The sequence below is a fragment of the Fodinicurvata fenggangensis DSM 21160 genome (assembly GCF_000686045.1).
GTDB lineage: Bacteria > Pseudomonadota > Alphaproteobacteria > Kiloniellales > DSM-21159 > Fodinicurvata > Fodinicurvata fenggangensis.
On sequence record NZ_JMLV01000009.1, the window covers coordinates 51,172 to 74,634 of the forward strand.

The 23,463-nt window shown below is 61.7% G+C and carries 25 protein-coding genes and 1 other RNA gene; 15 read left to right on the forward strand and 11 right to left on the reverse strand.

Going from position 1 to position 23,463, the window contains the following annotated elements; translation table 11 throughout:
* Window position 1: 1 nt before the first annotated feature.
* The 6 genes from BP38_RS21880 to ykgO form a co-directional block, all read right to left on the reverse strand.
* Entirely contained in the window at window positions 2-1,711 is a 1,710-nt protein-coding gene (locus BP38_RS21880; RefSeq protein ID WP_051609332.1) for a sensor histidine kinase, read from the reverse strand.
* A gap of 313 nt (window positions 1,712-2,024) precedes the next feature.
* Window positions 2,025-3,698 (reverse strand): sensor histidine kinase, encoded by a 1,674-nt coding sequence (locus BP38_RS21885; protein ID WP_155992427.1) that lies wholly within the window; start codon window positions 3,696-3,698, stop codon window positions 2,025-2,027.
* A 220-nt stretch (window positions 3,699-3,918) separates the two neighbouring features.
* Entirely contained in the window at window positions 3,919-5,208 is a 1,290-nt protein-coding gene (gene glcF / locus BP38_RS0112620) for a glycolate oxidase subunit GlcF (RefSeq protein ID WP_026988015.1), read from the reverse strand.
* A 4-nt stretch (window positions 5,209-5,212) separates the two neighbouring features.
* Window positions 5,213-6,445 (reverse strand): glycolate oxidase subunit GlcE, encoded by a 1,233-nt coding sequence (gene glcE, locus BP38_RS0112625; protein WP_026988016.1) that lies wholly within the window; start codon window positions 6,443-6,445, stop codon window positions 5,213-5,215.
* A gap of 9 nt (window positions 6,446-6,454) precedes the next feature.
* Window positions 6,455-7,942 carry an FAD-linked oxidase C-terminal domain-containing protein gene (locus BP38_RS0112630; protein ID WP_026988017.1) on the reverse strand — a complete coding sequence of 496 codons (1,488 nt, stop codon included), beginning with the start codon at window positions 7,940-7,942 and terminating at the stop codon, window positions 6,455-6,457.
* 236 nt (window positions 7,943-8,178) lie between these two features.
* Window positions 8,179-8,304 (reverse strand): type B 50S ribosomal protein L36, encoded by a 126-nt coding sequence (ykgO, locus tag BP38_RS0112635; protein ID WP_026988018.1) that lies wholly within the window; start codon window positions 8,302-8,304, stop codon window positions 8,179-8,181.
* A gap of 282 nt (window positions 8,305-8,586) precedes the next feature.
* Between ykgO and BP38_RS0112640 the strand changes: the two genes are divergently transcribed.
* The 4 genes from BP38_RS0112640 (at window position 8,587) to ychF (ending at window position 12,273) form a co-directional block, all read left to right on the forward strand.
* Window positions 8,587-9,528 carry a ribose-phosphate pyrophosphokinase gene (locus BP38_RS0112640; RefSeq protein ID WP_026988019.1) on the forward strand — a complete coding sequence of 314 codons (942 nt, stop codon included), beginning with the start codon at window positions 8,587-8,589 and terminating at the stop codon, window positions 9,526-9,528.
* A 106-nt stretch (window positions 9,529-9,634) separates the two neighbouring features.
* Window positions 9,635-10,321: a 50S ribosomal protein L25/general stress protein Ctc gene (locus BP38_RS0112645; RefSeq protein ID WP_026988020.1), complete on the forward strand. Its 687-nt coding sequence runs from the start codon at window positions 9,635-9,637 to the stop codon at window positions 10,319-10,321.
* An 86-nt stretch (window positions 10,322-10,407) separates the two neighbouring features.
* Window positions 10,408-11,172 carry an aminoacyl-tRNA hydrolase gene (gene pth, locus BP38_RS20585; RefSeq protein ID WP_081816652.1) on the forward strand — a complete coding sequence of 255 codons (765 nt, stop codon included), beginning with the start codon at window positions 10,408-10,410 and terminating at the stop codon, window positions 11,170-11,172.
* Between the two features lie 3 nt (window positions 11,173-11,175).
* Window positions 11,176-12,273 carry a redox-regulated ATPase YchF gene (gene ychF, locus BP38_RS0112655; protein WP_026988021.1) on the forward strand — a complete coding sequence of 366 codons (1,098 nt, stop codon included), beginning with the start codon at window positions 11,176-11,178 and terminating at the stop codon, window positions 12,271-12,273.
* Window positions 12,274-12,279: 6 nt separating this feature from the next.
* Here ychF and BP38_RS0112660 read toward each other — a convergent pair whose 3' ends face one another.
* The 5 genes from BP38_RS0112660 to BP38_RS0112680 all read right to left on the reverse strand — a co-directional run bounded on the left by BP38_RS0112660 (window position 12,280) and on the right by BP38_RS0112680 (window position 14,937).
* The gene (locus BP38_RS0112660; RefSeq protein ID WP_026988022.1) at window positions 12,280-12,561 is read right to left on the reverse strand and encodes a hypothetical protein; all 282 of its coding nucleotides are present in this window, start codon (window positions 12,559-12,561) and stop codon (window positions 12,280-12,282) included.
* Between the two features lie 103 nt (window positions 12,562-12,664).
* Window positions 12,665-13,045 carry a type II toxin-antitoxin system VapC family toxin gene (locus BP38_RS0112665; protein ID WP_026988023.1) on the reverse strand — a complete coding sequence of 127 codons (381 nt, stop codon included), beginning with the start codon at window positions 13,043-13,045 and terminating at the stop codon, window positions 12,665-12,667.
* Window positions 13,042-13,320 carry a type II toxin-antitoxin system Phd/YefM family antitoxin gene (locus BP38_RS20590; RefSeq protein ID WP_051609334.1) on the reverse strand — a complete coding sequence of 93 codons (279 nt, stop codon included), beginning with the start codon at window positions 13,318-13,320 and terminating at the stop codon, window positions 13,042-13,044. The genes BP38_RS0112665 and BP38_RS20590 overlap by 4 nt, the downstream gene beginning before the upstream one ends.
* A gap of 69 nt (window positions 13,321-13,389) precedes the next feature.
* On the reverse strand, window positions 13,390-14,193 hold the full coding sequence (locus tag BP38_RS0112675) for an aldolase (protein ID WP_026988024.1): 804 nt from the start codon (window positions 14,191-14,193) through the stop codon (window positions 13,390-13,392).
* Window positions 14,194-14,217: 24 nt separating this feature from the next.
* Window positions 14,218-14,937, reverse strand: coding sequence for a haloacid dehalogenase type II (locus BP38_RS0112680; protein ID WP_026988025.1), 720 nt, complete (start codon window positions 14,935-14,937; stop codon window positions 14,218-14,220).
* Between the two features lie 110 nt (window positions 14,938-15,047).
* On the opposite strand from BP38_RS0112680, the gene BP38_RS20595 reads away from it, so the two are divergent.
* The 11 genes from BP38_RS20595 (at window position 15,048) to BP38_RS0112730 (ending at window position 23,459) form a co-directional block, all read left to right on the forward strand.
* Window positions 15,048-15,968 carry a LysR substrate-binding domain-containing protein gene (locus BP38_RS20595; protein WP_081816653.1) on the forward strand — a complete coding sequence of 307 codons (921 nt, stop codon included), beginning with the start codon at window positions 15,048-15,050 and terminating at the stop codon, window positions 15,966-15,968.
* A 69-nt stretch (window positions 15,969-16,037) separates the two neighbouring features.
* An RNA gene (ffs, locus tag BP38_RS22290) (signal recognition particle sRNA small type) lies at window positions 16,038-16,137 on the forward strand.
* 62 nt (window positions 16,138-16,199) lie between these two features.
* Window positions 16,200-18,128, forward strand: coding sequence for a DNA polymerase III subunit gamma/tau (locus BP38_RS20600; RefSeq protein ID WP_051609335.1), 1,929 nt, complete (start codon window positions 16,200-16,202; stop codon window positions 18,126-18,128).
* A 4-nt stretch (window positions 18,129-18,132) separates the two neighbouring features.
* A complete protein-coding gene (locus tag BP38_RS0112695; RefSeq protein ID WP_026988026.1) occupies window positions 18,133-18,456 on the forward strand; it encodes a YbaB/EbfC family nucleoid-associated protein in 324 nt (107 codons plus the stop codon).
* A gap of 22 nt (window positions 18,457-18,478) precedes the next feature.
* A complete protein-coding gene (gene recR / locus BP38_RS0112700) occupies window positions 18,479-19,078 on the forward strand; it encodes a recombination mediator RecR (RefSeq protein WP_026988027.1) in 600 nt (199 codons plus the stop codon).
* An 86-nt stretch (window positions 19,079-19,164) separates the two neighbouring features.
* Entirely contained in the window at window positions 19,165-20,586 is a 1,422-nt protein-coding gene (locus tag BP38_RS0112705) for a DUF4139 domain-containing protein (protein WP_026988028.1), read from the forward strand.
* A gap of 10 nt (window positions 20,587-20,596) precedes the next feature.
* Window positions 20,597-20,941 (forward strand): cupin domain-containing protein, encoded by a 345-nt coding sequence (locus BP38_RS0112710; RefSeq protein ID WP_035725159.1) that lies wholly within the window; start codon window positions 20,597-20,599, stop codon window positions 20,939-20,941.
* 244 nt (window positions 20,942-21,185) lie between these two features.
* Entirely contained in the window at window positions 21,186-21,530 is a 345-nt protein-coding gene (locus tag BP38_RS22660; RefSeq protein ID WP_026988030.1) for a hypothetical protein, read from the forward strand.
* Window positions 21,531-21,658: 128 nt separating this feature from the next.
* Window positions 21,659-22,252, forward strand: a complete 594-nt coding sequence (locus tag BP38_RS22295; protein ID WP_211250312.1) for an RES family NAD+ phosphorylase — start codon at window positions 21,659-21,661, stop codon at window positions 22,250-22,252.
* Between the two features lie 17 nt (window positions 22,253-22,269).
* On the forward strand, window positions 22,270-23,115 hold the full coding sequence (locus tag BP38_RS0112725; RefSeq protein ID WP_026988032.1) for a PhzF family phenazine biosynthesis protein: 846 nt from the start codon (window positions 22,270-22,272) through the stop codon (window positions 23,113-23,115).
* A 71-nt stretch (window positions 23,116-23,186) separates the two neighbouring features.
* Window positions 23,187-23,459: a Dabb family protein gene (locus BP38_RS0112730; RefSeq protein ID WP_322098957.1), complete on the forward strand. Its 273-nt coding sequence runs from the start codon at window positions 23,187-23,189 to the stop codon at window positions 23,457-23,459.
* Window positions 23,460-23,463: the final 4 nt, after the last annotated feature.

Sequence of the window (23,463 nt, forward strand, 5' to 3'; positions counted from 1 at the left end):
GCTATCCCAGAGCGCTGGCCAGGCGTGGTACAGTCGTCTGGCCGGCGCTCTGGTCCAGGCGTGAGAGAATTCGATCCGCTGGCAGCCGTAGTTCTACAGTCGTGCCTGTGCCGGGTACTGAGTTTATCGCAAGAGATCCATTGTGCAGGTCAATGAGGGCCTCGGAAATATTGAGGCCCAGACCGGTGCCCTTGCTTGTGTTGCTCAGGTAGGCCTCCTTGGCCTGGCCAAAAGGCTCCAACGCTTTCCTGATATCTTCGTCGCTCATGCCAATGCCCTGATCGGTGATCAGGAGAGAAAGGCTGCCGTCCTCATTCTCCCTCGACTCGATTTGAATGGAGGTTTCAGGTTTCGAGAACTTGATGGCGTTGGACAGGATATTGACGATAACCTGGGTCAAGGCCCGAATGTCGACATGTATCACGTAATCCCGTTCGGGCATATTTATGGTGATCGACTTTTGCTGGGCCAAGCGCTTCACGAGAACCAGGCTTTGCTCGAGAAGATCCGAGAGGGTTATTTTACTTTCGTGCAATTCATAGCGCTGGGCTTCGATCTTGGACATGTCCAGGATGTCATTGATCAGTGCAAGCAGGTAGTTTCCGCTTGAGTGAATGTCTCCTGCATATCCTTGAATCTTTTCAATAGGCAGCGTCTTCGAGTATTCTTGGCGTATCATATCCGAAAAGCCGATGATGGCGTTCAAGGGCGTGCGTAACTCATGGCTCATCATGGCCAGGAATTCGGATTTACTCTTGCTCAGAGCTTCCGCTGAATTTCGTGCCTCCTTCAACTCTTCCGTCTGGTTCTCAAGCCAGTTGTGATAGTCATGGAACAGCTGAGCGCGCTTGTAGGCACGCTGGGCAATGATCCCAAAGATCATGAGCATGATCAGCGCTTCGAGCAGTAGAGGCGTGATCAACTCCTCGAGCATGGCGCTGGCGGGTTTCGCGGAATTCCAGTTGAGTGCGCCCAGTATCTTCCCGTCAATCGACTTCAAGGGTAAATGAGATCCGCTTGCCGGGGGCGTATCGGAGGAAAGATGCAGGTTCTCCAAAAGGAACGGGAAATCGATGGTAGACAGGAACTCCTGATCGATGGTCCGAAAGAAAACAAGGACCACAGGCACCCCATCATCTAGGGGCAGCGGGCGTTCACCCTCCCACGCAAGCGAAGCTGCGGCAGCCAGGTGGAGGCCTTCCTCGTTTCGGAAAAAGCCGGTTGCCGCTTTGGACCCTTTGCCCTCTCCGCCTGCCTGTGCTTGGGCAGAAATAACCAGTTCCCTCACTGCTTCCGGAAGCTGTTCAGGTGCGGTGGCGGCAGCAGAGCCAAAGTGGTAGATGATACGGTTACCGGCTCCCACAACAAGGGATCCGTCCATGTCCAGCCCATCAGCCGCCCACTCACCTACATTGTCGCTTGCCCATTTGGGATCATAGTTGACCAGAAGGTTTTCAACTGCCGTATTCCAATAGGAATAGTCTTCAACAAACCCGGTAAGATTTTCGCGTTGTCCGGAGATCGTGGTCGAGACAATCTGCAGGGCCGACTGTTCGGCAATCCTGTTCTGTTCCTGGACAGTGTTGTAAACCAGTGCGGCGGCCACCACGAGGAAGACGGCGACGAGTACAACAATCGGAAACAGCTGTTCACGTACAGTGATTAGCCGAAAATTGTCGGCCCTTCTTCTCGCTTGTGTAGTGTCTACCATCTCAATTGCCTGAACTCAGCTGTGCAACGACCGACCTGCTTGTTCAGGAATTATAATTCTGCCTGAGGTGGTTCCATTCCTGATGAAATATGCAGTGCGGCACGGCTCAGAGAGTGGCAGCAATATGTTGAGGAAGCGTAAAGAGAAACCCGGAATATTTGCTGTCTGAACTTCAGGTGTCGGGGTTCATAGACCTGGAGAACGCCCAGGTTAAGTATACTGTGCAGATACTCTACTTAGAGGGGAGGGCTTTGGTCTCTGCTCTGTATCTCGAGCGAATGAAAGAGGACTGCGACATCCGCTGAGGGTAAGGTCAGATGTCTCTGCACTGGCTGGCCGTGAGGATCCGTTCCGCCGGAACCTGCAGGATGACTGAGGTGCCCTGCCCCGGGGCTGATTCGATGTCCAGGGTCCCTTCGTGCAACTGCATGATGGATTGGCAGATGTTCAGACCCAAACCCGTACCCTGGATTCCCTGGATATAGGCATCCTCGGTTCGGCCAAAGGCCTCGAGGGCCTTGGCAATGTCCTCCGCGCTCATTCCTTGCCCCTGATCGCGAACGCGCAGTGTCATCTTCCCGTCGTTCGCAAACGCATTGTCGATCCAGACATTGGTTTCAGGCTCTGAATACTTCAGCGCATTGGACAGCAGGTTGACGAGGACCTGCTTCAAGGCGCGGGGATCTGCCTGGAGCGTGCAGTCCGTAACCTGATTGTGGAGCGTGATAGTGTTGTGTTCGGCCATGCTCTGGACCATGGACAGGCTTTCTTCCACCAGTTCGGACAGTTGGACTTTCTCTTCATGGAGTTCGTAGCGCTCTGCCTCGATCTTGGAGAGATCGAGGATGTCGTTGATCAGGGAGAGCAGGTAATTGCCGCTGGCGTGGATGTCCCGGGCGTAGTCCTGGATACGTTCGATGGGTAGTGACTTCACGAAGTCCTGACGCAGCAGGTCGGAAAAGCCCAGGATGGCGTTCAGCGGCGTGCGCAACTCGTGACTCATGGTGGCCAGGAAGCGGGATTTGCTGCGACTGAGCGCTTCCGCATGTTCCTTGGACTGCTTCAATTCCTCGGTTCGTTCCTCCAGAAGGCCATGATAATACTCGAACAACCGGGCGCGCCGATAGGCGTGACGCACGAAAAAGGCGGAAAGCACCAGCATCGCCAGTCCAGCTATCGCCAGGGGCAGGACCATTTCGCGCAGCATGCCCAGGTCGGGCGAGGTGCTGGCCCAAGTCAGGGACGCAAGGGTCTGTCCATCCGCAGTCCTCAGTGGAAGGTGCGAACGACTGTCTGCGGGCGCGTCCGAAGTCAGGCGCAGGCCGTTCAGTTCCAAGTCCGAGGCCAGGTCCGTCAGGAAGGCCTGATCGAAGGTCATGAAGATAATCAGCACGGCATGCTCGCCGCCCTCGAGCGCATGGCCGCGCGTGTCTTCCCAGGTCAGCGGCGCAGCTGCGACCAGGTGCAGGCCCTTCTCGTCCCTGAAGAAGCTGGTGGCGGCTTCGGGCCGTTCACCGGGCGGGCCGGCATTGTTGCGGGCCGTTTCGATGAGGCCTTTGATTTCGCGTGGGAAGGCCGCGGGATCTGCCAGGTGGGAAGAGGCGTGCTGGTTGACGTGATGCAGGATGCGGTTGCCGCCCCAGGTCACCAGGGCACCGTCCATCTGCAGCCCGTCCAGCGCCCATTCGCTTATGTATTCCTCGGCCCAGTCCGGATCGTAGTCCAGCAAGAGGTTCTCGATGCTGTCATCGTCATGGGCGCCACTGACAGTGTGGTTGGCGATGGTCTTTTGATGCAGCGACAGCCCTTTTTCGACAATGCGCCGCTCGGATTCCAAAGCCAGTTCGTACTGGTGCCAAGCTGTGTCATAGACAAGTGCCGCCGCGAGGCCCAGGAAGCCCATCACCAGGATCGCGACGGGCCACAGCTGGCGCCAAACGGACCGGGGCTTTTTCTTTTCGCCGGAATACTTGCGGGGAAAGGTCACGGACAATTCGCGGTTCGTAGTGTTGCGAGACGGGTGCCGGCACGCACTGAAGGCCCTCCTGTATCCTGCGACTCGGGCATGCGAACCACAGCTTCAGTGAACAACAGCGGCAGGTTTAATCGCAATTGACTCGAAAAATCAACGAAATGCTTCCGTCGATCCCGTGAAGGGACAGCTGCTGACGGGCTCCGGCTTCATGTCCTGGAGGCCTTGCTGCAGTTTATCCCAGCGCTTCCGGACGCGGGCCGCCGGTGGCCCAGTCGAGCAGTTCCACCGTATGGACCACCGGCAGGTCGGCGCCGCCAGCAATCTGGGTGATGCAGCCGATGTTGCCGCTGGCCACGATCTCGGCGCCCGTGCGCTGCAGGTGGTTGACCTTGCGCTCCTTCAATTGGTTGGCAAGAACCGGCTGGGTCAGGTTGTAGGTGCCGGCCGACCCGCAGCAGATGTGGCTTTCGGCCGGCTCCACCACCTCGAAGCCGGCGGCCTGAAGCAGGTCCTTCGGCGGCTGGCGCACCTGCTGGCCATGCTGCAGCGAGCAGGCCGAGTGATAGGCCACGCGCTGGCCAGTGGACCGCACCGGCTGCGGCAGGTCCAGCTCGGCAAGCAGTTCGGAGATGTCCCTTGTCATCTTCGAGATCTCGTCGGCCGCCTCGGCGTAGTCCGGATCCTCGCGCAGCATGAAGCCGTAGTCCTTGACGGTGGTGCCGCAGCCCGAGGCGTTGACGACCACCGCGTCCAGGCCGCCTTCGCTGTCCTTCAGGCGGCGCCAGGCGTCGATGTTGGCCCTGGCCGAGGCCAGGGCCGGGTCCTCCTGGCCCATATGATGGACCAGGGCCCCGCAACAGCCGGCCCCTTCGGCCACCACCACCTCGACCCCCATGCGGGTCAGCAGGCGCACCGTGGCCTCGTTGATGGTCGGGGACAGGACCTGCTGGGCACAGCCGTTCAACAGGGCGACCCGGGCACGGCGCGTGCCTTCGGCCGGGAAGATCTGTGGACGGTCCACGGGCGAGGGTGCAGGCAGCTTGCGCGGGGCCATGTCGATCATGGTTTTCAGTCGGCCCGGCAGCAGTTGCGCCAGGGGACGGGCGATCTGTGCGCCGATCAGGGCCAGCCGGAAACGGCCCGGATGGGGCAGGACTGCGGCCAGGAGAGTGCGCAGGCTGCGGTCGGGCAGGGGGCGCGTGTAGGTTTCGGCGATATGCTTGCGGGCATGATCGACCAGATGCATGTAGTGCACGCCGGACGGGCAGGTAGTCATGCAGGACAGGCAGGACAGGCAGCGGTCGATGTGGGTCACCACCTTCTCGCTGGCCGGCTTGTCGTTCTCCAGCATGTCCTTGATCAGGTAGATGCGCCCGCGCGGGCTGTCGAGCTCGTCGCCCAGCAGGACATAGGTCGGACAGGTGGCGGTACAGAAGCCGCAGTGTACGCAGTTCCGCAGGATCTGTTCGGACTCCCGGGTGTCGGGATCAGCCAGCTGGGCGAGGGTAAAATTCGTCTGCATAAGTTTAATTGTCCGCGTAGATGCGTCCGGGGTTCAGGACACCGCTTGGGTCGAAGGCATTCTTGAGCCGGGACGAGAGGGCGGCCTTGCCGGCTTCCTGTGGCTGGAAGACGGGAACAGCCGCACGCAAGGCATCGGGCGCCCGCATCAGGGTGGCATGTCCGCCGGCTTCGCCGAGGGCCTCGCGGACGATGGCCGCACCGCCGTCATCGTCGATGCCGGCCGGATCGAAGCCGATCCAGAGCAGGCCACCGCCCCAATCGTAGTAATGCTGTCCCTTTCGCTGAGCCAGGATACGGGCGGCAACGCCCGGACCGGCCGTGGGGGCTGTCGAGACTTTCCAGACGATCTGGTCGCTGGCCTGAATGAAGGGCTGCAGGTTTGCAACCTTGCTCCAGAAATCCTGCGAATTCTTGCCGTGGAGCTCCTCGGTTTCACCAAGGGCCGACAGTTCCTTGCGCAGCGCCTCGCACCGGAAGACGGCCGAGGGTTCCGGGCCCTCGACACGCACGGCGGTGACGGCCCGACCTGCATCGGAAACACGGGGGAGCGCGAAGCCGGCCGCCGCAGCGGCCGGCAGGTGGGCAGCGGCCGAAAGCTCGTGTGGTGAGCCGAGGGTCTTGGACAGCGTGGAGACGGCCTGTGCATCCTCGAGGCCATAGACCAGCACGGTGCGCAGCTTCTCGGCGACGGGCAGCACCTTCAGCGTGACTTCGGTCATGATGCCGAGCGTCCCGTAGGAGCCGGCCAGCAGTTTACTGAGATCGTAACCGGTCACGTTCTTCACCACGCGGCCACCGGATTTCACAAGTTCCCCCCGGCCAGTTACGGCGGAGAAGCCCAGGAAGTGATCCCGCGCCGCACCGATCTTGATGCGTCGAGGGCCGGCCAGGTTGCAGGCCAGCAGCCCGCCCAAGGTGCCCTCGCCATTGCCCTGACCATAGAATACGGACAGGTCCGGCGGTTCAAAGGCCATTTCCTGTCCCTTCTCCTGCAAGGCGGCGCGAATGACGGATAGTGGCGTGCCGGCACCGGCAGAGAGCACCAGTTCCTCAGGCTCGTAGAGGCGGATGCCGTTGAAGGCCGACAGCGAGAGCGTGTGTTGTGCCTGCACGGGGCGGCCCAGCCCGTCCTTGCTGTCGCTGCCTGTTACCTTGAGGGGCTGTTTCTCGGACACCGCCCAGTTCACCAGCTCGACCAGCTGGTCCGGGTTCTCCGGGCGCAGAATCTCGCTCATGAATGGACCTCAGAAGCGGGGAATGTCGGGGAAGGGCAGTTGCCCTTGGTGAATGTGCATGCGCCCCAGTTCGGCACAGCGGTGCAGCTGCGGAAAAACCTTACCGGGATTGAGCAGGCTGTGAGGGTCGAAGGCGCACTTTACCCGCTGCTGCTGGTTCAGGTCGACTTCGGAGAACATGGAGCCCATAAGGTCGCGCTTCTCGACCCCGACTCCGTGTTCGCCTGTCAGCACGCCGCCCACTTCGACGCAGAGCTTCAGGATGTCGCCGCCGAAGTCCTCGGCCTTCTCCAGGTCGCCGGGCTTGTTGGCGTCATACATGATCAGCGGATGCAGGTTGCCATCACCGGCATGGAAGACATTGACCACGCCCAGGCCATAATGCTCGCTCATCTCGCGCATGCGGGTGAGGACATGGGGCAGCTTGTTGCGCGGGATGGTGCCGTCCATGCAGTAGTAGTCGGGCGAGAGACGACCGACGGCCGGGAAGGCGGCCTTGCGTCCGGCCCAGAAGCGTGCGCGTTCCTCGTCGCTTTCGGAGACGCGGTTGTAGACGGCCCCGTGCGTCTTGGCGATCTCGTTCACACGCTCGATCAGGTGGTCGACCTCAACGGGCGGGCCGTCCAGTTCCACGATCAGCAGGGCATCCACGTCCAGCGGATATCCGGCCTTGACGAAATCCTCGGCGGCGTGGATGGCCGGCCGGTCCATCATCTCCATGCCGCCAGGAATGATGCCGCCGGCAATCACGGCGGCGACGCAGTCACCGGCCGCTTCACTGGTCTCGAAGCCCAGCAGCAGGGCGCGCGCCGAAGCGGGTTTCTGCAGGATGCGCACCGTGACCTCGGTCACCACGCCCAGCAGGCCCTCGGAGCCGGTCATCAGGCCCAGGAGGTCATAGCCTTCGCTGTCCAGGTGCTTGCCTCCGATCTCGATGATGCTGCCGTCGATCAGGACCACCTTGAGGCCCAGCAGGTTGTTGGTGGTCAGCCCGTACTTCAGGCAATGTACGCCGCCGGAGTTCTCCGCCACGTTGCCGCCGATGGAGCAGGCGATCTGGCTGGAAGGGTCCGGCGCATAGTAGAAGCCGGCGTGCTCCACAGCGTTGGTGATGCCCAGGTTGGTGACGCCGGGCTGCGTCACCACACAGCGGTTCTCGAAATCGGTCTCCAGGATCTTGTTGAACTTACCCAGGCCCAGGACGATGCCGTCCTCCAGCGGTAGGGCGCCGCCGGACAGCGAGGTGCCGGCCCCGCGGGGGACCACCTTGATGCTGTTCTTGTCACAGTACTGCAGCACCTGGGAGACCTGATCCGTGGTCTCGGGCAGCACGACGATCAGCGGAATCTGCCGATAGGCGGTCAGCCCATCGTTCTCATAGGCGCGCAGTTCGTCCTCGTCATAGATCACGCTTTCCTGCGGCAGGATCTCCTGCAGGGCGGCGATGATCTCGCGCTTGCGGCTGATTACGCCGCGGTCCGGCTCCGGCATCTGCATGCCTGCGTCTCTCCCTTGAGTTTCCGCCTGCAGGGCGGAAAGTGGTATTACCAATTTTGGGAGAGTATGAGAAAGCGCGCCGCTGCGGTCAATGGGCAGAGCGATTCCTGGGAGAAGTGCGATTCCTGAATGCAGGGAATGGGCAACACGAAAAGGCCGCATCGAGAACGATGCGGCCTTCCGCGTCAAACTTCAGGCAGCCTCTGGTCCACTCTAGGGCGGACCGGGCGCCGGCTTTAGCCCTGGCGGGCCTTGAAGCGGGGATTCTTCTTGTTGATGACGTAGACACGTCCACGGCGACGCACGACGCGGCAGCCCTTTTCGCGCAGCTTCGCCGTCTTCAGGGAGTTGATGACTTTCATTCTTCTATCCTCGCGACTGTAGGTCCCGGCGGCCCACGGCCAAACGGGTCCCTTCCGAATTCGAGGCGCGGAACATAAGCTGCGCCCACAGGACTGTCAACGGCACACGCGCGGAAAACGGTCACATGGCTGGCATTATGAAGGCGCATCGGGGTTGGTCGTTTACAGTTCTATGTCGCCTTGATATTTTCCGCGCGCGCTCGGGGGCAGAAGGCGCTTCCGATAATCCGTTTATTGTGGCTGTGCAGGCCTGTACAGCATGCCAAGGCTGGACCCAAGTTCATGAAAATTCTCACCGGAAACTCGAACCGGTCGCTGTCGGAGGCGATTTCCGCCTATCTGAATCTGCCGCTGACCAAGGCCTCGATGCGCCGCTTTTCGGACATGGAGGTCTTTGTCGAGATCCACGAGAACGTTCGGGGAGAAGATGTCTTCCTGGTACAGTCCACCTCCTACCCGGCGAACGACAACCTGATGGAGCTGCTGGTGGCGATCGATGCGCTGAAGCGCGGATCTGCACGGCGCATCACGGCGGTCCTGCCCTATTACGGCTACGCGCGCCAGGACCGGAAGTCAGGTCCGCGCACACCAATTTCTGCCAAGCTGGTGGCCAACCTGATCACGGGGGCCGGCGCGGACCGCGTGCTGACCATGGACCTGCACGCCGGTCAGATTCAGGGCTTCTTCGACATTCCCACCGACAATCTTTTTGCCGCACCGGTCTTCATCAAGGACATCCTTGAACGCTTCAATGGCGAGCAGCTGACCATTGTGTCCCCGGACGTCGGCGGTGTCGTGCGCGCGCGCGCCATAGCCAAGCGCCTGGACGCCGACCTGGCGATCATCGACAAGCGCCGCGAGCGCGCCGGTGTTTCGGAAGTCATGCACATTATCGGTGATGTGCGCGGGCGCCGCTGCATCCTGGTGGACGACATCGTGGATTCCGCCGGCACGCTGTGCAACGCAGCCGGTGCGCTGAAGGATTCCGGGGCGACGGCGGTGTCCGCCTATGTCACCCACGGTGTTTTGTCCGGTGGTGCCGTGGCACGTGTCTCCTCTTCGCCGATCGAGGAGTTGGTCACAACGGATTCCATTCTGGCAACCGAGGCCGTGCGCGTCGCGCACAATATCCGGCAGATCTCGATCGCGCCCCTGTTGGGCGAGGCGATTCGCCGGATCAGTGACGAGCATTCGGTCTCGAGCCTTTTCGACATGCCGGCCTGAGGGCACGGCAGAAGGAACACGGCCGCGACACCCCTGGAGGTTGCGGCGTGTCGCAGCGGTGGGCGTGTTGTCCGCCGCAAATCGCTTTGGTCAAGGAGTATGAAACATGAGCGAAACGCGTACGCTGAATGCGGAAAAGCGTGAGCGGGCTGGCAAGGGGGGAGCCCGTGCCGCCCGCCGCGCCGGATTGGTTCCGGCCGTCATCTATGGCGCCAAGAAAGACCCCGTCACGATCACCCTGGAAGAGCGTGACATTGTTCGCGAACTCTTCACGCCGGGGTTCTTCACGCACCTGTTCGACATCAAGATCGGCAACAAGAAGGAACAGGTCCTGGCCCGTGATGTGCAGCTGCATCCGGTCAAGGAGCTGCCGCTGCACGTGGACTTCCTGCGGGTGTCGGCCAAGAGTCGCGTGAGTGTCGAGGTGCCAGTCCACTTCATCAATGATGAGGAATGCAAGGGCATCAAGGTCGGCGGCGTGCTGAACGTCGTGCGTCACACGGTCGAACTGGACTGCAGTGCCGCCAACATTCCCGAGCACATCGAGATCGACCTGACCGGCTATGATGTGGGCGATTCCATCCACATCAGCGAGGTCTCTTTGCCGGACGACGTGGCACCGACCATCTCCGACCGCGACTTCACCATCGCCACCATCGCCGCGCCGAGCGCCCTGAAGGGCGAAGACGAGGAGGAAGAAGGCGAAGAGGACGAAGCCGAGGAAGGCGAAGGCGCCGAGGAGGCCTCCGAGGAGGAGGGCTCCGAAGAGGCCGAGGAGTCTTCCAAGGAGTAAGCAGGTCGCCTGGCCCGCCGGGACTTTGCGGCCTTGCCGCTGTCCCGGCGGGCCGGCCGGTTTCCTGACCGGAAGGAGTGAGTGCCATGCGGCTTTTCGTAGGGCTGGGAAACCCTGGTCCGAACTATGCGCGCAACCGGCACAACATTGGCTTCATGGCCCTGGACGCCCTGGCCGAGCATCATGGCTTCCCGGCCTGGCGGCAACGCTTCCAGGGCTTCTGTTCGGAAGGTGTTCTGGACGGCGAAAAGGTCCTGGTGCTCAAGCCCATGACCTACATGAACAAGTCCGGCCAGTCGGTGGGCGAGGCGGCGCGCTTCTACAAGCTGTCCCCGGAAGATGTCCTGGTTTTCCATGACGAGCTGGACCTGGCCTGCGGCAAGGTGAAGCTGAAAACCGGCGGCGGTCATGCCGGACACAACGGCCTTCGCTCGATCATTGCTCATATGGGGGCCGATTTCCGCCGGGCGCGGCTGGGCATCGGACATCCCGGAGACAAGGCAAAGGTGCACGGCCATGTGCTGGGAGACTTTTCCAAGCCTGAGCAGGAGGTTGTGGACCGTCTGCTCGAGGTGATGGCACGTGAAGCGCCGCTGCTGCTGGCCGGCGATGCGAAATCCGATGGCGCCTTCATGTCGAAGGTTAGCCAGGCTGTTCAGCCACCTCGGGAGAAGCCATCCTCTAAAGGTGAAGCGGCGAAGGCCCCGCCGGCTGGGCAGCACAAGGCGCCTGCATCCGCACCGCAAGAGGCGGAGGCTGGTCCCAGCGGCCAGAACGATAACGCGACAACTCTGGGCCAGGCACTGAAGAACGCGATGAAGCGCCTGGGCGGAAACAATACGGAAAGCTGATCCATGGGATTCAAATGCGGAATCGTGGGGCTGCCCAATGTGGGCAAGTCCACCCTGTTCAATGCGTTGACGGAAACGGCGGCGGCTGAAGCGGCGAACTATCCCTTCTGCACCATCGAGCCCAATGTGGGCCGCGTGGCTGTTCCGGACCCGCGCCTGGAGAAGCTGGGCGCGATCGCCAAATCGGCCAAGGTTATTCCCACCCAGCTGGAGTTCGTGGACATTGCCGGCTTGGTGCGCGGCGCGTCCAAGGGCGAGGGCCTGGGCAACCAGTTTCTGGCCAACATCCGCGAGGTGGATGCCATCGCTCACGTCCTTCGTTGCTTCGAGGGCGAGACCACCCATGTGGACGGCTCCGTCGATCCCATCCGCGATGCCGAGACGGTGGAGACCGAGTTGCTGCTGGCCGATCTGGAAAGCGTGGAAAAGCAGCTGGACTCCAGTGCCAAGCGGGCCAAGGGCGGCGACAAGGAGTCGAAACAGCGCGTGGCGGTGTTGGAGCCTGTGGCCGCGGCCCTGCGCGAAGGACAGCCGGCGCGCACCGTCGAGGTGTCCGCCGAGTTGCTGCCCACTTTCCGCAGCCTGAATCTGCTGACCGCCAAGCCGGTGCTCTATGTGGCCAATGTCGAGGAGGCTGCGGCGAAGGATGGCAACGCACTTTCCGAGACGGTGCGCGCGCGTGCTGAGGAGACCGGGGCCGGTTTTGTCGTGATCTCAGCCGCCATCGAAGCCGAGGTGGCTTCACTGGGCGACGACGAGGAAAAGGCGGCCTTCCTTGAGGAGCTGGGCCTGGAGGAATCGGGGCTCGCGCGTCTGATCCGCGCCGGCTACGGCCTGCTGAATCTCATCACCTTCTTTACCGTGGGGCCCAAGGAAGCGCGTGCCTGGACGGTGGGGGTCGGCGCCACTGCGCCACAGGCCGCCGGTGTCATCCACAGTGACTTCGAGCGCGGCTTCATCCGTGCCGAGACGATCACCTACGACGACTACGTTGCGCTGGGGGGCGAGCAGCCCTGCAAGGATGCGGGCAAGATGCGCGCGGAAGGCAAGGAGTACGTCGCGCGCGACGGCGACGTCTTCCACTTCCGTTTCAACGTGTGAGGTTCGTCAACTCACGACATAGGTCATGAGCGCACAGCCGATCAGGAACTTGATCAGGCCGCCCAGGATGATGCGCTGGAAAAGATCGCGCAGGCCCGCGTAGATCAGATAGAGCCCGAAAGCCAGCAGTAGCCAGGCCAGCCAGTCGGCGTTCTGCAGGCCGACGCCGCGCGCCAGGCCGTCGAAGAAGCCGTCCAGGGCACCGGACACGCCGTTCCAGATCGCAGACGCCAACCGTCCGATCGCGGCAATGATGCTGCCCAGCGCCTCGCCCAGCCATTCGAACATCTGCTGCTATCCCTTAGTAATTTCTATCGCGGTTTAAATGTCTTGGCAGGCAAGAGGCAAGGAAGTTGTGTGCGCCTGTTGCGATGGCAAGGCTCAATATCCCTCAGTCATGCAGAAGGTCGACATCGTAACGCGACATGATGCTGTCGGCAGAGATGAGCGTCAGTTCCTCTGCCAGCGCCTGGGCAATCAACATTCGGTCAAAAGGGTCCCGATGCAGCATAGGAAGACGCTGAACGGCCAACGCGTGTGACGCAGTGACCGGGAGTTCTTCCATGCCTTGGCTCTCCATGCCTTCAAGCAGAGTCTCTGGGAGGTCGAGGCGACCTAGAGCCGCCTTTATAGAAGCCTCCCATAGGGAGGCTGCGCTTACAAAGAGCGGATTCCCGGGATCCGCGATCACTTCATGGGCTTTGGAGGGGAGACGTTGAGGTTCCGCAAGCCACCACAGAAGAATATGCGTGTCGAGCAGGAAGCCTTTCACCTATCAGAGCCTTTAACGTCACTGTCATTTGCTCCGGTAGATTCGCAGCCAAAAGCCTCCGCAATATCCGCTGGCAAGGGCGCATCGAAGTCAGGCCCAATACGAAGCTTTCCCCGGAATACGCCAGCTTCGCGCTTGACCTTCGGAGTCTCATAGCGAAGCAGTCGCGCAACAGGCTTACCGGCGCGGCTGATGATGATTTCTTCTCCCTTTACAGCCTGATTGATCAGTCGGGAGAAGTGGGTTTTGGCCTCATGGATGTTTACGGTCTTCATGGAACGGCCACACTTTGCAGTCACTATGCATATGGACTAACTTAGTCCACTTCTTGCAAACTTACAAACTTATTCCGCGAAATCCGGCTCCAGCTTCGCCAGCTGGCGCTTGATGCTTTCCAGGTGAGCCAGGGCGCTTTCGGCGTCACCGTCCTGCATCTGGGCGGCGGTGCGTTCGGCGGTCTCTTGCGGCACGGGCTTGAGTGGCCGGCCTGTACTCATGGCCTTGACCTGGGCCTCGGCAGCGCGTTCCAGGTAGTAGAGGTCATCCCAGGCCTGGGCGATGGTTTCGGCCGCCACCAGGACACCGTGGTTCTTGAGGAACAGGATATCGGCATCGCCCAGGGCGGCCGCCATGCGCTCGCCCTCGCTGTCGTCCAGGGCCAGGCCGCTGTAGTTTTCGTCCACCGCCGTGCGCCCATAGAACTTGAGCGCCGTCTGGCCGGCCCAGGCCAGCGGCTCGCCCTCCAGCATCGACAGCGCGGTGGCATAGGGCATGTGGGTATGGAAGGCGACCTTCACACGCGGTACCACGCGGTGCAGGCAGGCATGGATATAGAAGGCCGTGGCTTCGGGCACGCCTTCGCCCTCGACAACGTTGCCATGCAGGTCACAGACCAGCAGGCGCGAGGCCGTGATCTCGTCGAAGGAATGGCCATAGGGATTGACCAGGAACAGGTCGTCACGCCCCGGCACCATGGCCGAGAAGTGGTTGCACACCCCTTCCTGCAGGCCCAGGCGGGCGGCCATGCGGAAGGTGGCGGCGAGATCCACACGCGCGGCCTGCAGGGCCTCGCGGTCGATGGAATTGCTGCCTATGGCCGTTGTAGAAGCCGGGACAGGCGTTTGCCGGGATTTCAATTCGTGCGCCATCGGGACTCCTTCATCTTCAGGGTATCAGGCTGTAGAATGCGCAATCCAGCCGAACTGTGCAAACAGCTCGGGTAGGCCGTTCAGGTCCGGCAGTGTGGCATCCGGGGTGTAGTCTGGGGGAGGCTTGCGCCCTGAGCCGCGGTCAACCCAGATGCACCTAAGTCCAAGGTCTCGGGCAGCGGCCAAGTCGAGATGTGGGCTGGCACAGATGTGAACCGTCTCGTTACTGTCCACACCAAGTTCGCGATAGGCATGCTCGAAAAGCGCGAGGGAAGGCTTGTAAGCGCCTGCCTGTTCGGCAGTGATGATACGGTCAATTGTGTTGCCCAACTGCCCGACATTCCCAGCTATGATCGAATCATCGGTGTTGGAGATAATACAGAGCCGGAAGCCAGCTGCCTTGAGCCGCCTCAGTACATCCGGCACTTCTGGAAAGGCCGGCATGCCTGAGATTGCAGCTGTCAGGATTTCGCCGTCAACCTGCTCAACTGGAAGCCCAAGCTCGTCCATCGTCTGCTCCAGGGCCATCTGTGCGATCTCTCTGAAAGAGCGGTATGGGGGCGTCTGTTCGAGCCTGAATTCATGACGTTCATAAACCTCCAGGAGGGTCCGGGGGTCAAGGTCTTCGACTTTCTTGTTATGCAGGAGCTGCCGAGCGACTTCATAGAGCCCCTCGTCCCACTGAATCAGGGTTCCGTAACAGTCGAAAGTCAGCCAGTTTGGCGCAGGTTTGTGGGTGGGCATGTCCTGTGGTCTTTCATGTGATCTTGCCGATACCGGACAATCTAGATCTCGATAGACGAATTAGAAAATTAAATGTATGTATGCATTTCAGTGGAAATACAAATGATACAATGTTTGATGTCGAACTCCTGAGAACGCTTCTGGCCGTGGCCGACACCGGCAGCTTCACGCTGGCGGCCAACAGGGTGCATCGAACGCAGTCAACGGTGAGCCAACAGATACGCAAGCTGGAGGAAGCGGCGGGCCATCGCCTGCTTCGACGAGAACGCGCAGGCGGTGTGATTCTGCCGACCCAGGAGGGGGAAGTACTGCTCGGCTATGCGCGCCGCATCGTGGACATATCCAGGGAGGCCGAAACCATGATGCGTGCCGCCAAACCTCTGGAGACGATCCGTCTGGGCGTTCCCGAGGATTTTGCGGGGCATCGCCTGACGGAACTGCTGTCCGGCCTTGCGCGTTCCTTTCCCAGAGTGCGGCTTGACGTGACCAGTGGGCTCAATATCGAGCTTTCCCGTCAACTCGCTGCACGGGAACTCGATCTGGCGATCGTCAAGCGACACCCCGAGAGCGGGCCCTGCATCGCCCGTTGGCCGGAGCGCCTTGTGTGGGTGGCTGGACGCAAGGTGAAAGAAGTCGCTGAACCGGTGCCTTTGGCGGTTTTTCCCTCTGGGTGTGTCTATCGCGGCTATGCGATCGAAATGCTGGAAACTGCCGGGCGTCGCTGGCGCATTGCCTATACGAGCCAGAGCCTGATCGGAATCCAGGCTGCCATCTCCTCTGGATTGGGGATAAGTATTCTCTCCCAAGGAGCTATTCTGCCTGGGCATCGCCGTCTGGAACCGGCAGAAGGCTTTCCGGAGCCACCGCAATCGGAAATCGCCTTGCTTGCGAAGTCCGGCCGCCTGGAAGTGGTGGTCGAGGATGTGGCATCCTATCTGGAAGACCAGATGAGCACTGGAATATTGAAGGGCCTGATGAGTGTGGATGGTGGGGAAAATGCCTTCGAGGCAAGTGCTTCCGGGAACACTTAGGACGAAGGTTCAGAAACAGGAAAACTGCCCCTTGCTCTTGCCCCCCGTGATGCTGATATAGTGTGCACGGGAGGTTGGCCGCGGACGGATCGCTCGCCAACCCGGTCAGGTCCGGAAGGAAGCAGCCGTAACGAGTTTCTGCATCCGGGTCGCTGGTTCAGCCTCCCACCCTTCACGCGCCGCGCCGAGTGAGACGTCGGCGATCGCTTCCGCCAGGCTTCGAGCGAGGACATGACGGACCGGCCCGCGACCCCGACGCCGCAAGACGCGGCAACATCCGACAGCAAATCCCCCTATCTGGTTCTGGCCCGCAAGTACCGGCCGCAATCCTTTGCCGACATGATCGGCCAGGACGCGCTGGTGCGTACGCTCAAGAACGCCATCGAGACCGACCGCCTGCCGCATGCCGTGGTGCTGACCGGCGTGCGCGGGGTCGGCAAGACCACCACCGCCCGCATCATTGCCAAGGCCATCAACTACACCGGCCCGGACGGTTCGGCCGAACCCACGGTGGGCAGCACCGACGACTGCGAGACCTGCCGCGCCATCGCCGAGGACCGCCACCCCGACGTCATGGAAATGGACGCGGCCAGCCGCACCGGCGTGGACGACATTCGCGAGCTGATCGAGGGCGTGCGCTACCGCCCCGTCTCGGCACGCTACAAGGTCTACATCATCGACGAAGTGCACATGCTCTCCAAGAACGCCTTCAACGCGCTTTTGAAGACGCTGGAAGAGCCGCCGCCACACGTCATGTTCATCTTCGCCACGACCGAGATTCGCAAGGTTCCGGTTACCGTGCTGTCGCGCTGCATGCGCTTTGATCTGCGCCGTGTCGAGCAGCCCGTGCTGGCCGAGCATTTCGCGAAGCTTTGCGAGCGCGAGGGCGTGGACGCCGACGAGGAGGCGTTGCAGATGATCGCCCGTGCCGCCGATGGTTCGGTGCGCGATGGACTCTCACTTCTGGACCAGGCCATTGCCCTGGGGGAGACGCGGGTGGAGACGGCCACGGTCAAGCAGATGCTGGGCCTGACCGACCGGGCGCAGATCTATGACCTTTTCGAAGCCACCATGACGGGGGACGTCGCCACGGCCCTGGAGCAGCTTGGCATGCTCTACAGGGCGGGCGGGGACCCCGTGGTGGTCCTGCAGGACATGCTGGAACTGACCCATACCTTGACGCGGGTCAAGGTGGTGCCCGATACGGCGGATGCCGGCCTGACCGAGAACGAGCGCCTGCGCGGACGGGAAATGGCGGGGAAACTGAACGTACCGGTGCTGACTCGCGTCTGGCAGATGCTTCTGAAGGGTATCTCCGAAACGCAGCAGGCGGCGTCGCCCCTGCAGGCGGCCGAGATGGTCCTGATCCGCCTGGCCTATGCGGCCGACCTGCCGGCGCCGGCCGACCTTGTGCGGCGTCTATCGCAGGAAAATGCAGGCGGGGACGCGCCCACCGCCGCACCAGGGGCTTCGGGTGCACCCGCAGGCGCGCATGCTGTGTCGTCCAATGCAGGGAAGGGCAATGCGGGGGAGGGGGGCGCGACGGCCTCTGTTCCGGAAGCTGGTCCAACCGCCCTTCGTTCCCTGGGTGGCAGCGCGGCCTCGCAGCCGGCAGTGGCACAGTTTCCGCCGGAACGCGAAGAGGATCCAGTGCCGGACGCGGTGCCGGAGACAGCCTCGGAGCAGCCACCCTCGAAGCCGTGCCCCGGCAGCTTCGAAGAGGTGGTAAGCCTGGCCCAGGATCGACGCGAAGCCCGGCTGGCCACGCAGTTGAAGAAGGACGTACATCTTGTGCGCTTCGAGCCGGGGCGCATTGAATTTCGCCCAGGCCCGCATGCTCCCAAGGACCTGGCCGGGCAGCTGGGGCGCCTGCTTGGCGAGTGGACGGGGCAGCGTTGGGTCGTCAGTGTTTCCGACGAGGACGGCCAGGACACCCTGGAGCAGCAGGAGGCTGCCCGCCAATCGCGTCTGCAGGCCGAGGTTCTGGCTGATCCGCGCGTCCAGGCGGTGATGCAGGTCTTTCCCGGTGCCGAGATTTCGCGCATAAACCTGCCCGAGGAAGAAACGCCTGATATGGGCGGCGACGATACACAGGAGTCCGGACTGGAAAGTGTGGCCGACCCGGCTGCAGGGACCGCGGACGAAGAGGAGATGGAGTAGCCCGATGAAGAATCTTGGCCAGATCATGAAGCAGGCCCAGGAAATGCAGGGCCGTATGAACGAACTGCAGGAAAAGCTGCAAGAGATGGAGATTACAGGCCAGTCCGGCGGTGGCCTGGTCCAGGTGACGCTGACCGGCAAGGGCGAGGCGAAGAAGGTGAAGATCGATCCCTCGCTGATCGATCCGAACGATTCGGAAGTGCTGGAAGATCTGCTCCTGGCAGCCATCAACGACGCTCGCGGCAAGGTCGATGCCGAGGCACAGGAACAGATGAAAGAACTGACCGGTGGCATGAACCTGCCGCCGGGCATGAACCTGCCGTTCTGAGGTCTGGCGGAGCCTGGCCGGCGTGAGCCTTTCCGACATCGACCGCATGATCCAGCTGCTCGCGCGCCTGCCGGGGCTCGGGCCGCGTTCGGCACGCCGCGCGACGCTCAGCCTGCTGCAACGGCGCGAGGACCTGCTGCGTCCGCTGGCAGATGCGTTGGTACGTGCAGCCGACAATATCCAACAGTGCGAGATCTGTGGAAACCTGGATGACAGCGACCCCTGTCGGCTGTGCCGGGATGGTCGGCGCGATCCCGCCCTGATCTGTGTGGTGGAGGAGATCGGCGATCTCTGGGCCCTGGAGCGCAGCGGTGTTTTCAAGGGGCGCTACCATGTGCTGGGGGGAACACTGTCGGCTCTGGACGGTCGTGGCCCCGAACAGCTCAATCTTTCCGGGCTTTGGAAGCGTGCGGAACACCCTGATGTCAAGGAAGTGGTCCTGGCGCTCTCGGCCACTGTGGATGGCCAGACCACGGCCCATTACATCACCGAGCGTCTGGCCGAGCTGCCGGTCGAGGTGACGCGGCTGGGCCAGGGCGTCCCCGTGGGCGGTGCGCTTGATTACCTGGACGATGGCACCCTGATGGCGGCTTTCCGGGCACGGCGACCGGCCGGCGGCTGACGGCACGCCGCAGCCAGATTTGGTCAAACTGCGGCCGTAATTGTGCGCCAGCCTGCCCGCACAATCACAAGATCGGGAGAAGGTCGATGTTTCTGCAAAGGTCCCTGTTCGTGATGACGCTTTCGCTGTCTGCCCTGACGGCCTTACCCCTCTTGGCTCAGGAGCGGGTGATCGGCCTCGAAGCACGACAGGAACTGGGCCTGACCGTTTATCAGAACGGTTTGACCCAGGTGGACGAGGTGCGCTGGCTGCCTCTGGTCGAAGGCGAGAACCGCATCTCGCTTACGGGTGTCAGCAACCAGCTTGTGCTGGACAGTGTGACGCTGGGCGCGGCTGATGACCTGGATCTTGTGTCCCAGAGCTACCTTCCGGCCAACCTGACAAGAAGCGAATTGCTGAAGCAGGCCGTCGGGCAGCGCGTCCTGCTTATTCGCGAGATCCCCGAAACCGGAGAAAGCGAACAGCTGGATGCCGAATTGCTGTCCATGGCCGGCGGAACGCCGGTCCTGGACCTGGGCGATCGCATCGAGATCGATCCGCCGGGGCGCATCGCCCTCATGACCCTACCCAGGGACGTCCCCGGTGGCTTGCGGGCCGAACCGGCGCTGAACCTGACAGTGGACAGTCGGCGCAGTGGTTCGGGGGAATTGCCGCTGACCTATCTGACCGAGGGATTGGGCTGGCAGGCCAGTTATGTGGCAAGGCTTTCAGAGGATGACAGACTTGCGCTGACCGCCAGTGTCACGCTGAACAACCAGACAGACGTTGCCTTTCATGATGCCGGCCTGCGGCTTGTGGCAGGCGAAGTGGCCCGCAACCAGATGCCGCGTCCGACCATGCTGCGCGCATCCGAGAGCATGGCTGCCGATTCCATGGAACAGCAGGAGATGGGTGCTCCGGTCTCGCGCGCCGATCGCTATGTCTACGAGTTGGAGGGGACGGTCAGCCTGCAGCCCGGTGAGCAGCAACAGCGCCGCCTTTTCGCCTTGGAAGACATTGCAGCCGAGCGCATCTATCGCTTTGACGGGCTCGCCACGGCCGGCGGTGGCCAACCGGACAGGCCGGTCTCAGCAGGTCTGCACCTGGCTTTCGTGAATGACGGCGAGACCGGCCAGCCCCTGCCAGCAGGCACGGTACGTGTCTATGACAGGGGTGAGGCTAAGGAAGCTCCGCTTTTTGCCGGTGAGGCGCCGATGGACCACACACCGGAGGATGGCGAGGTGACGCTGAGGCTGGGCGAGGCCTTCGATGTCACCGCCACGGCGCGCCAGACCGACTTCGAGCGTCTGTCCGAGGAGAGTTTCGAGGCCGCACATGAGATTGTGGTCAAGAACGCGCGGGAAATGGCCGTGGAAGTCGAGGTCGTTGGGCGGATGCCCCAGGGCGCACGCATCCGGGAAGAAAGCGCCGAAAGCGAGATGGAAGGGGCCGGGCGCCCGGTCTGGACCCTGGAGGTGCCTGCCAAGGGTGAGACAACCCTGACCTACCGGGTGCGCGTGGAACGGTGAGAGGCTGGCCATGTCTGACAGCGATATCCAGGTGAAACTGAGCGATGCGGCCGCACTGGTGTCAGCCGATCATCCCGCCCGAATCGTGTTCGAGCAGGGCAGCGAGGTGACTGTCGAACTCTATGCCCCGGTCGGTGAGGATCGCCAGACGCCGCATGATCGCGACGAGCTCTATATCGTTGCAACGGGCGAGGGGACGTTCCGGCGGGGTGAGGAAGTGGTGTCCTTCACACCCGGCGACATGCTCTACGTGCCGGCCCATGTGCCGCACCGCTTTGAGACTTTCAGCCAGGACTTCAAGGCCTGGGTGATCTTCTATGGCCCCAAGCGGCTTGCCCCCACTGGTGCCACCTGACCTATCCAAATGAGGGGATGGATGTCCTGTCCGTACCGAGAAGGAGTCAGGCGTGATATTCTGATTCTTCTAAGAATTCCACTGAAATAGTTCAATAAAATTGGAAAATAATATTCCAAATTATTTTGGAGTATTAGAATTTGCCATTTAAAAGCCACAATTAAATGACTTCATGGTTGCAGTATATATATTTGCATACTCGCATAATTATATAGAAATATTTATAATTGAGGGAAGTTCAGCCATGACCATGAAAGAAAGATTCGAAATCGCCAAACCCATGATCGGTGGTGCCGTCGTCGGCGCCGTGGCCATCACGATCGTTGCCTTTTCGGCAAACTGGGTCGTCATGGCGGACACCATGGAAGAGAACGTGAAGGCAAGTCGTGTCAATACCTTGGCGGCGGTCTGCGAGGAAATGGCACGCGATCACTGGCTTGTTCAGGGCAACACCCTTGAAGGATTGAGCGGTTATCGCAACGAAGAACGTGCCGATTTGGCGCTACGCTTCGTTCCGGCCAGTACGGGCGAAGAGTCCGAAATGAAAAGCGAGGTTGCCGAGGCCTGCAGCAAGCTGCTGCGCTCGTAAACGCACGCCTTCTTTTTTTACATCCAGGAAGCCCGGCAGGTCAGCTTGCCGGGCTTTTTGCATGCCTGCAGGGGATCTTCGAGCTCGACAACATCACCAATGACCGCCTCCGGGCCGAAGCGGATCTGTTGCCGGGAATCGGCCGTGACGAACTGGTCTTCGGTGTTTCCTATGCCGGTATTGTCAATGCGGCTTTCACCCATACCCATCCGCTTGGCAGCCGCTTCAACGGTCCGGACAGGGGCGTCTGGTATGCCGGCTTCGAGCTTGAGACATCCCAGGCCGAGATCGCCTGGCACAAGTCGGTGGAGTTGGCGGAAATCGACTGGTTCGAGGAAAGCGTCACCTACGACGACTACCTGGCGGACTTTGGTGGAGACTACCATGACCTGGGGAGACGCCGGAAATTGCCGGCTGCCTGGCGCCTGAGAGCTATCGAACTTCGCAAGCCCTGTCCGAGCAGCTTCTGGAAGCCGGCGCCAACGGTGTCGTCCATCCCTCGGTCCGGCGCTCCGGCGGGACCTGTCTTGCCTGTTTCCGTCCCGCACTGGTCGGCAACCTCCGCCGGGCGGCCCGCTATCGTTTTAGCTGGCCAGGCACGCCGCAGCCGGAGATCCAGTTGGAAGAAAGTTTCCTCTAGGTTTGGACCTGCTTTCCTGCACTTGGCAAATGCCTTTTTCTCCAGGAACAGTTTACTTGATGGTCCTGGCGCGCGAGAGTGAGCGGGAGGAAGAACGTCATGACCCAACGCCGCTTCATTCAGTGCGATGTTTTCACCGCCGTGCCCACCAAGGGCAACGGACTGGCCGTGGTGCTCGATGCTGACGGCCTGTCGGACAGGACGATGCAGGATTTCGCCGCCTGGACCAATCTGGCTGAGACCAGCTTCCTGCTGCCGCCCGAGGACGCGGCAGCCGACTATCGCCTGCGCATCTTCACGCCGGAACGCGAACTGCCCTTTGCCGGTCACCCCACGCTGGGCAGCTGTGCGGCCTGGTTGCACGGCGGCGGTGTGCCGATCGAGGCGGGCCTGGTTCGGCAGGAATGCGGCGTGGGCCTGGTGGAGATCGACCTGACGGGAGCAACGCCGGCCTTCGCGGCCCCGCCTACGCAGATCGGACCGTTGCCGGAAGGCCATCAGGCGGCTTTGGTGCGCGCCCTGGAACTGCTCTCCGAACGGGTGGTGCGCTCGGCCTGGCTGAACAATGGACCCGACTGGAATGTCCTGGAACTGGAAAGCGCGGACGATGTGCTGGCAGTGGAGCCGGCAGGTCTGCGTGCGGCCGGGCTGCATGACGTGGGTCTGATCGGTCCCCAGCCGGCCGGCAGCGACAGCGATTACGAGGTGCGCCTGCTGGCGCCGCCAACGGCCATGTCGGAGGACCCCATCACCGGATCGCTGAATGCGGCCATCGCCCAGTGGATGGCGGCAGAGGGGCGGCTGTCCGGTCCCGTCACCGTGCGCCAGGGGACGCGCCTGGGCCGCGAGGGGCGCGTGACCATCACGCCCTCGACGAAGGATCCTGGACGCATCCTGATCGGCGGCGAGACGCAGATCCTGATCAAGGGCACGCTGGAACTCTAGCGGAGCGTCCCTGACTCACCGAAACAACGCAACAGAATAGAGAAGAGAGTTATTCGCGCATGATTCGCCACATGGTCTTTTTTACTGTGAAGAACCCGACTGACCTGGAAGCCGCCGAGGCCGGCCTGAAGCGACTGGAACAGGTGCCCGATGCCGATATCCTGCAGGTGCGCCGCAACCTTCAGCGCGACCAGCTTGGCAACGAGGTGGACCTGGTGGTCTATGGCGAATTTGCAGGCGCGGACAAACTGGCCGCCTTCAAGGACCACCCCCTCTACCAGGAAGCCATCGCCCTTGTGCGTCCCTTGCGGGATCTGCGGATCGCGGCGGATGTCGAGGTTTGACGGG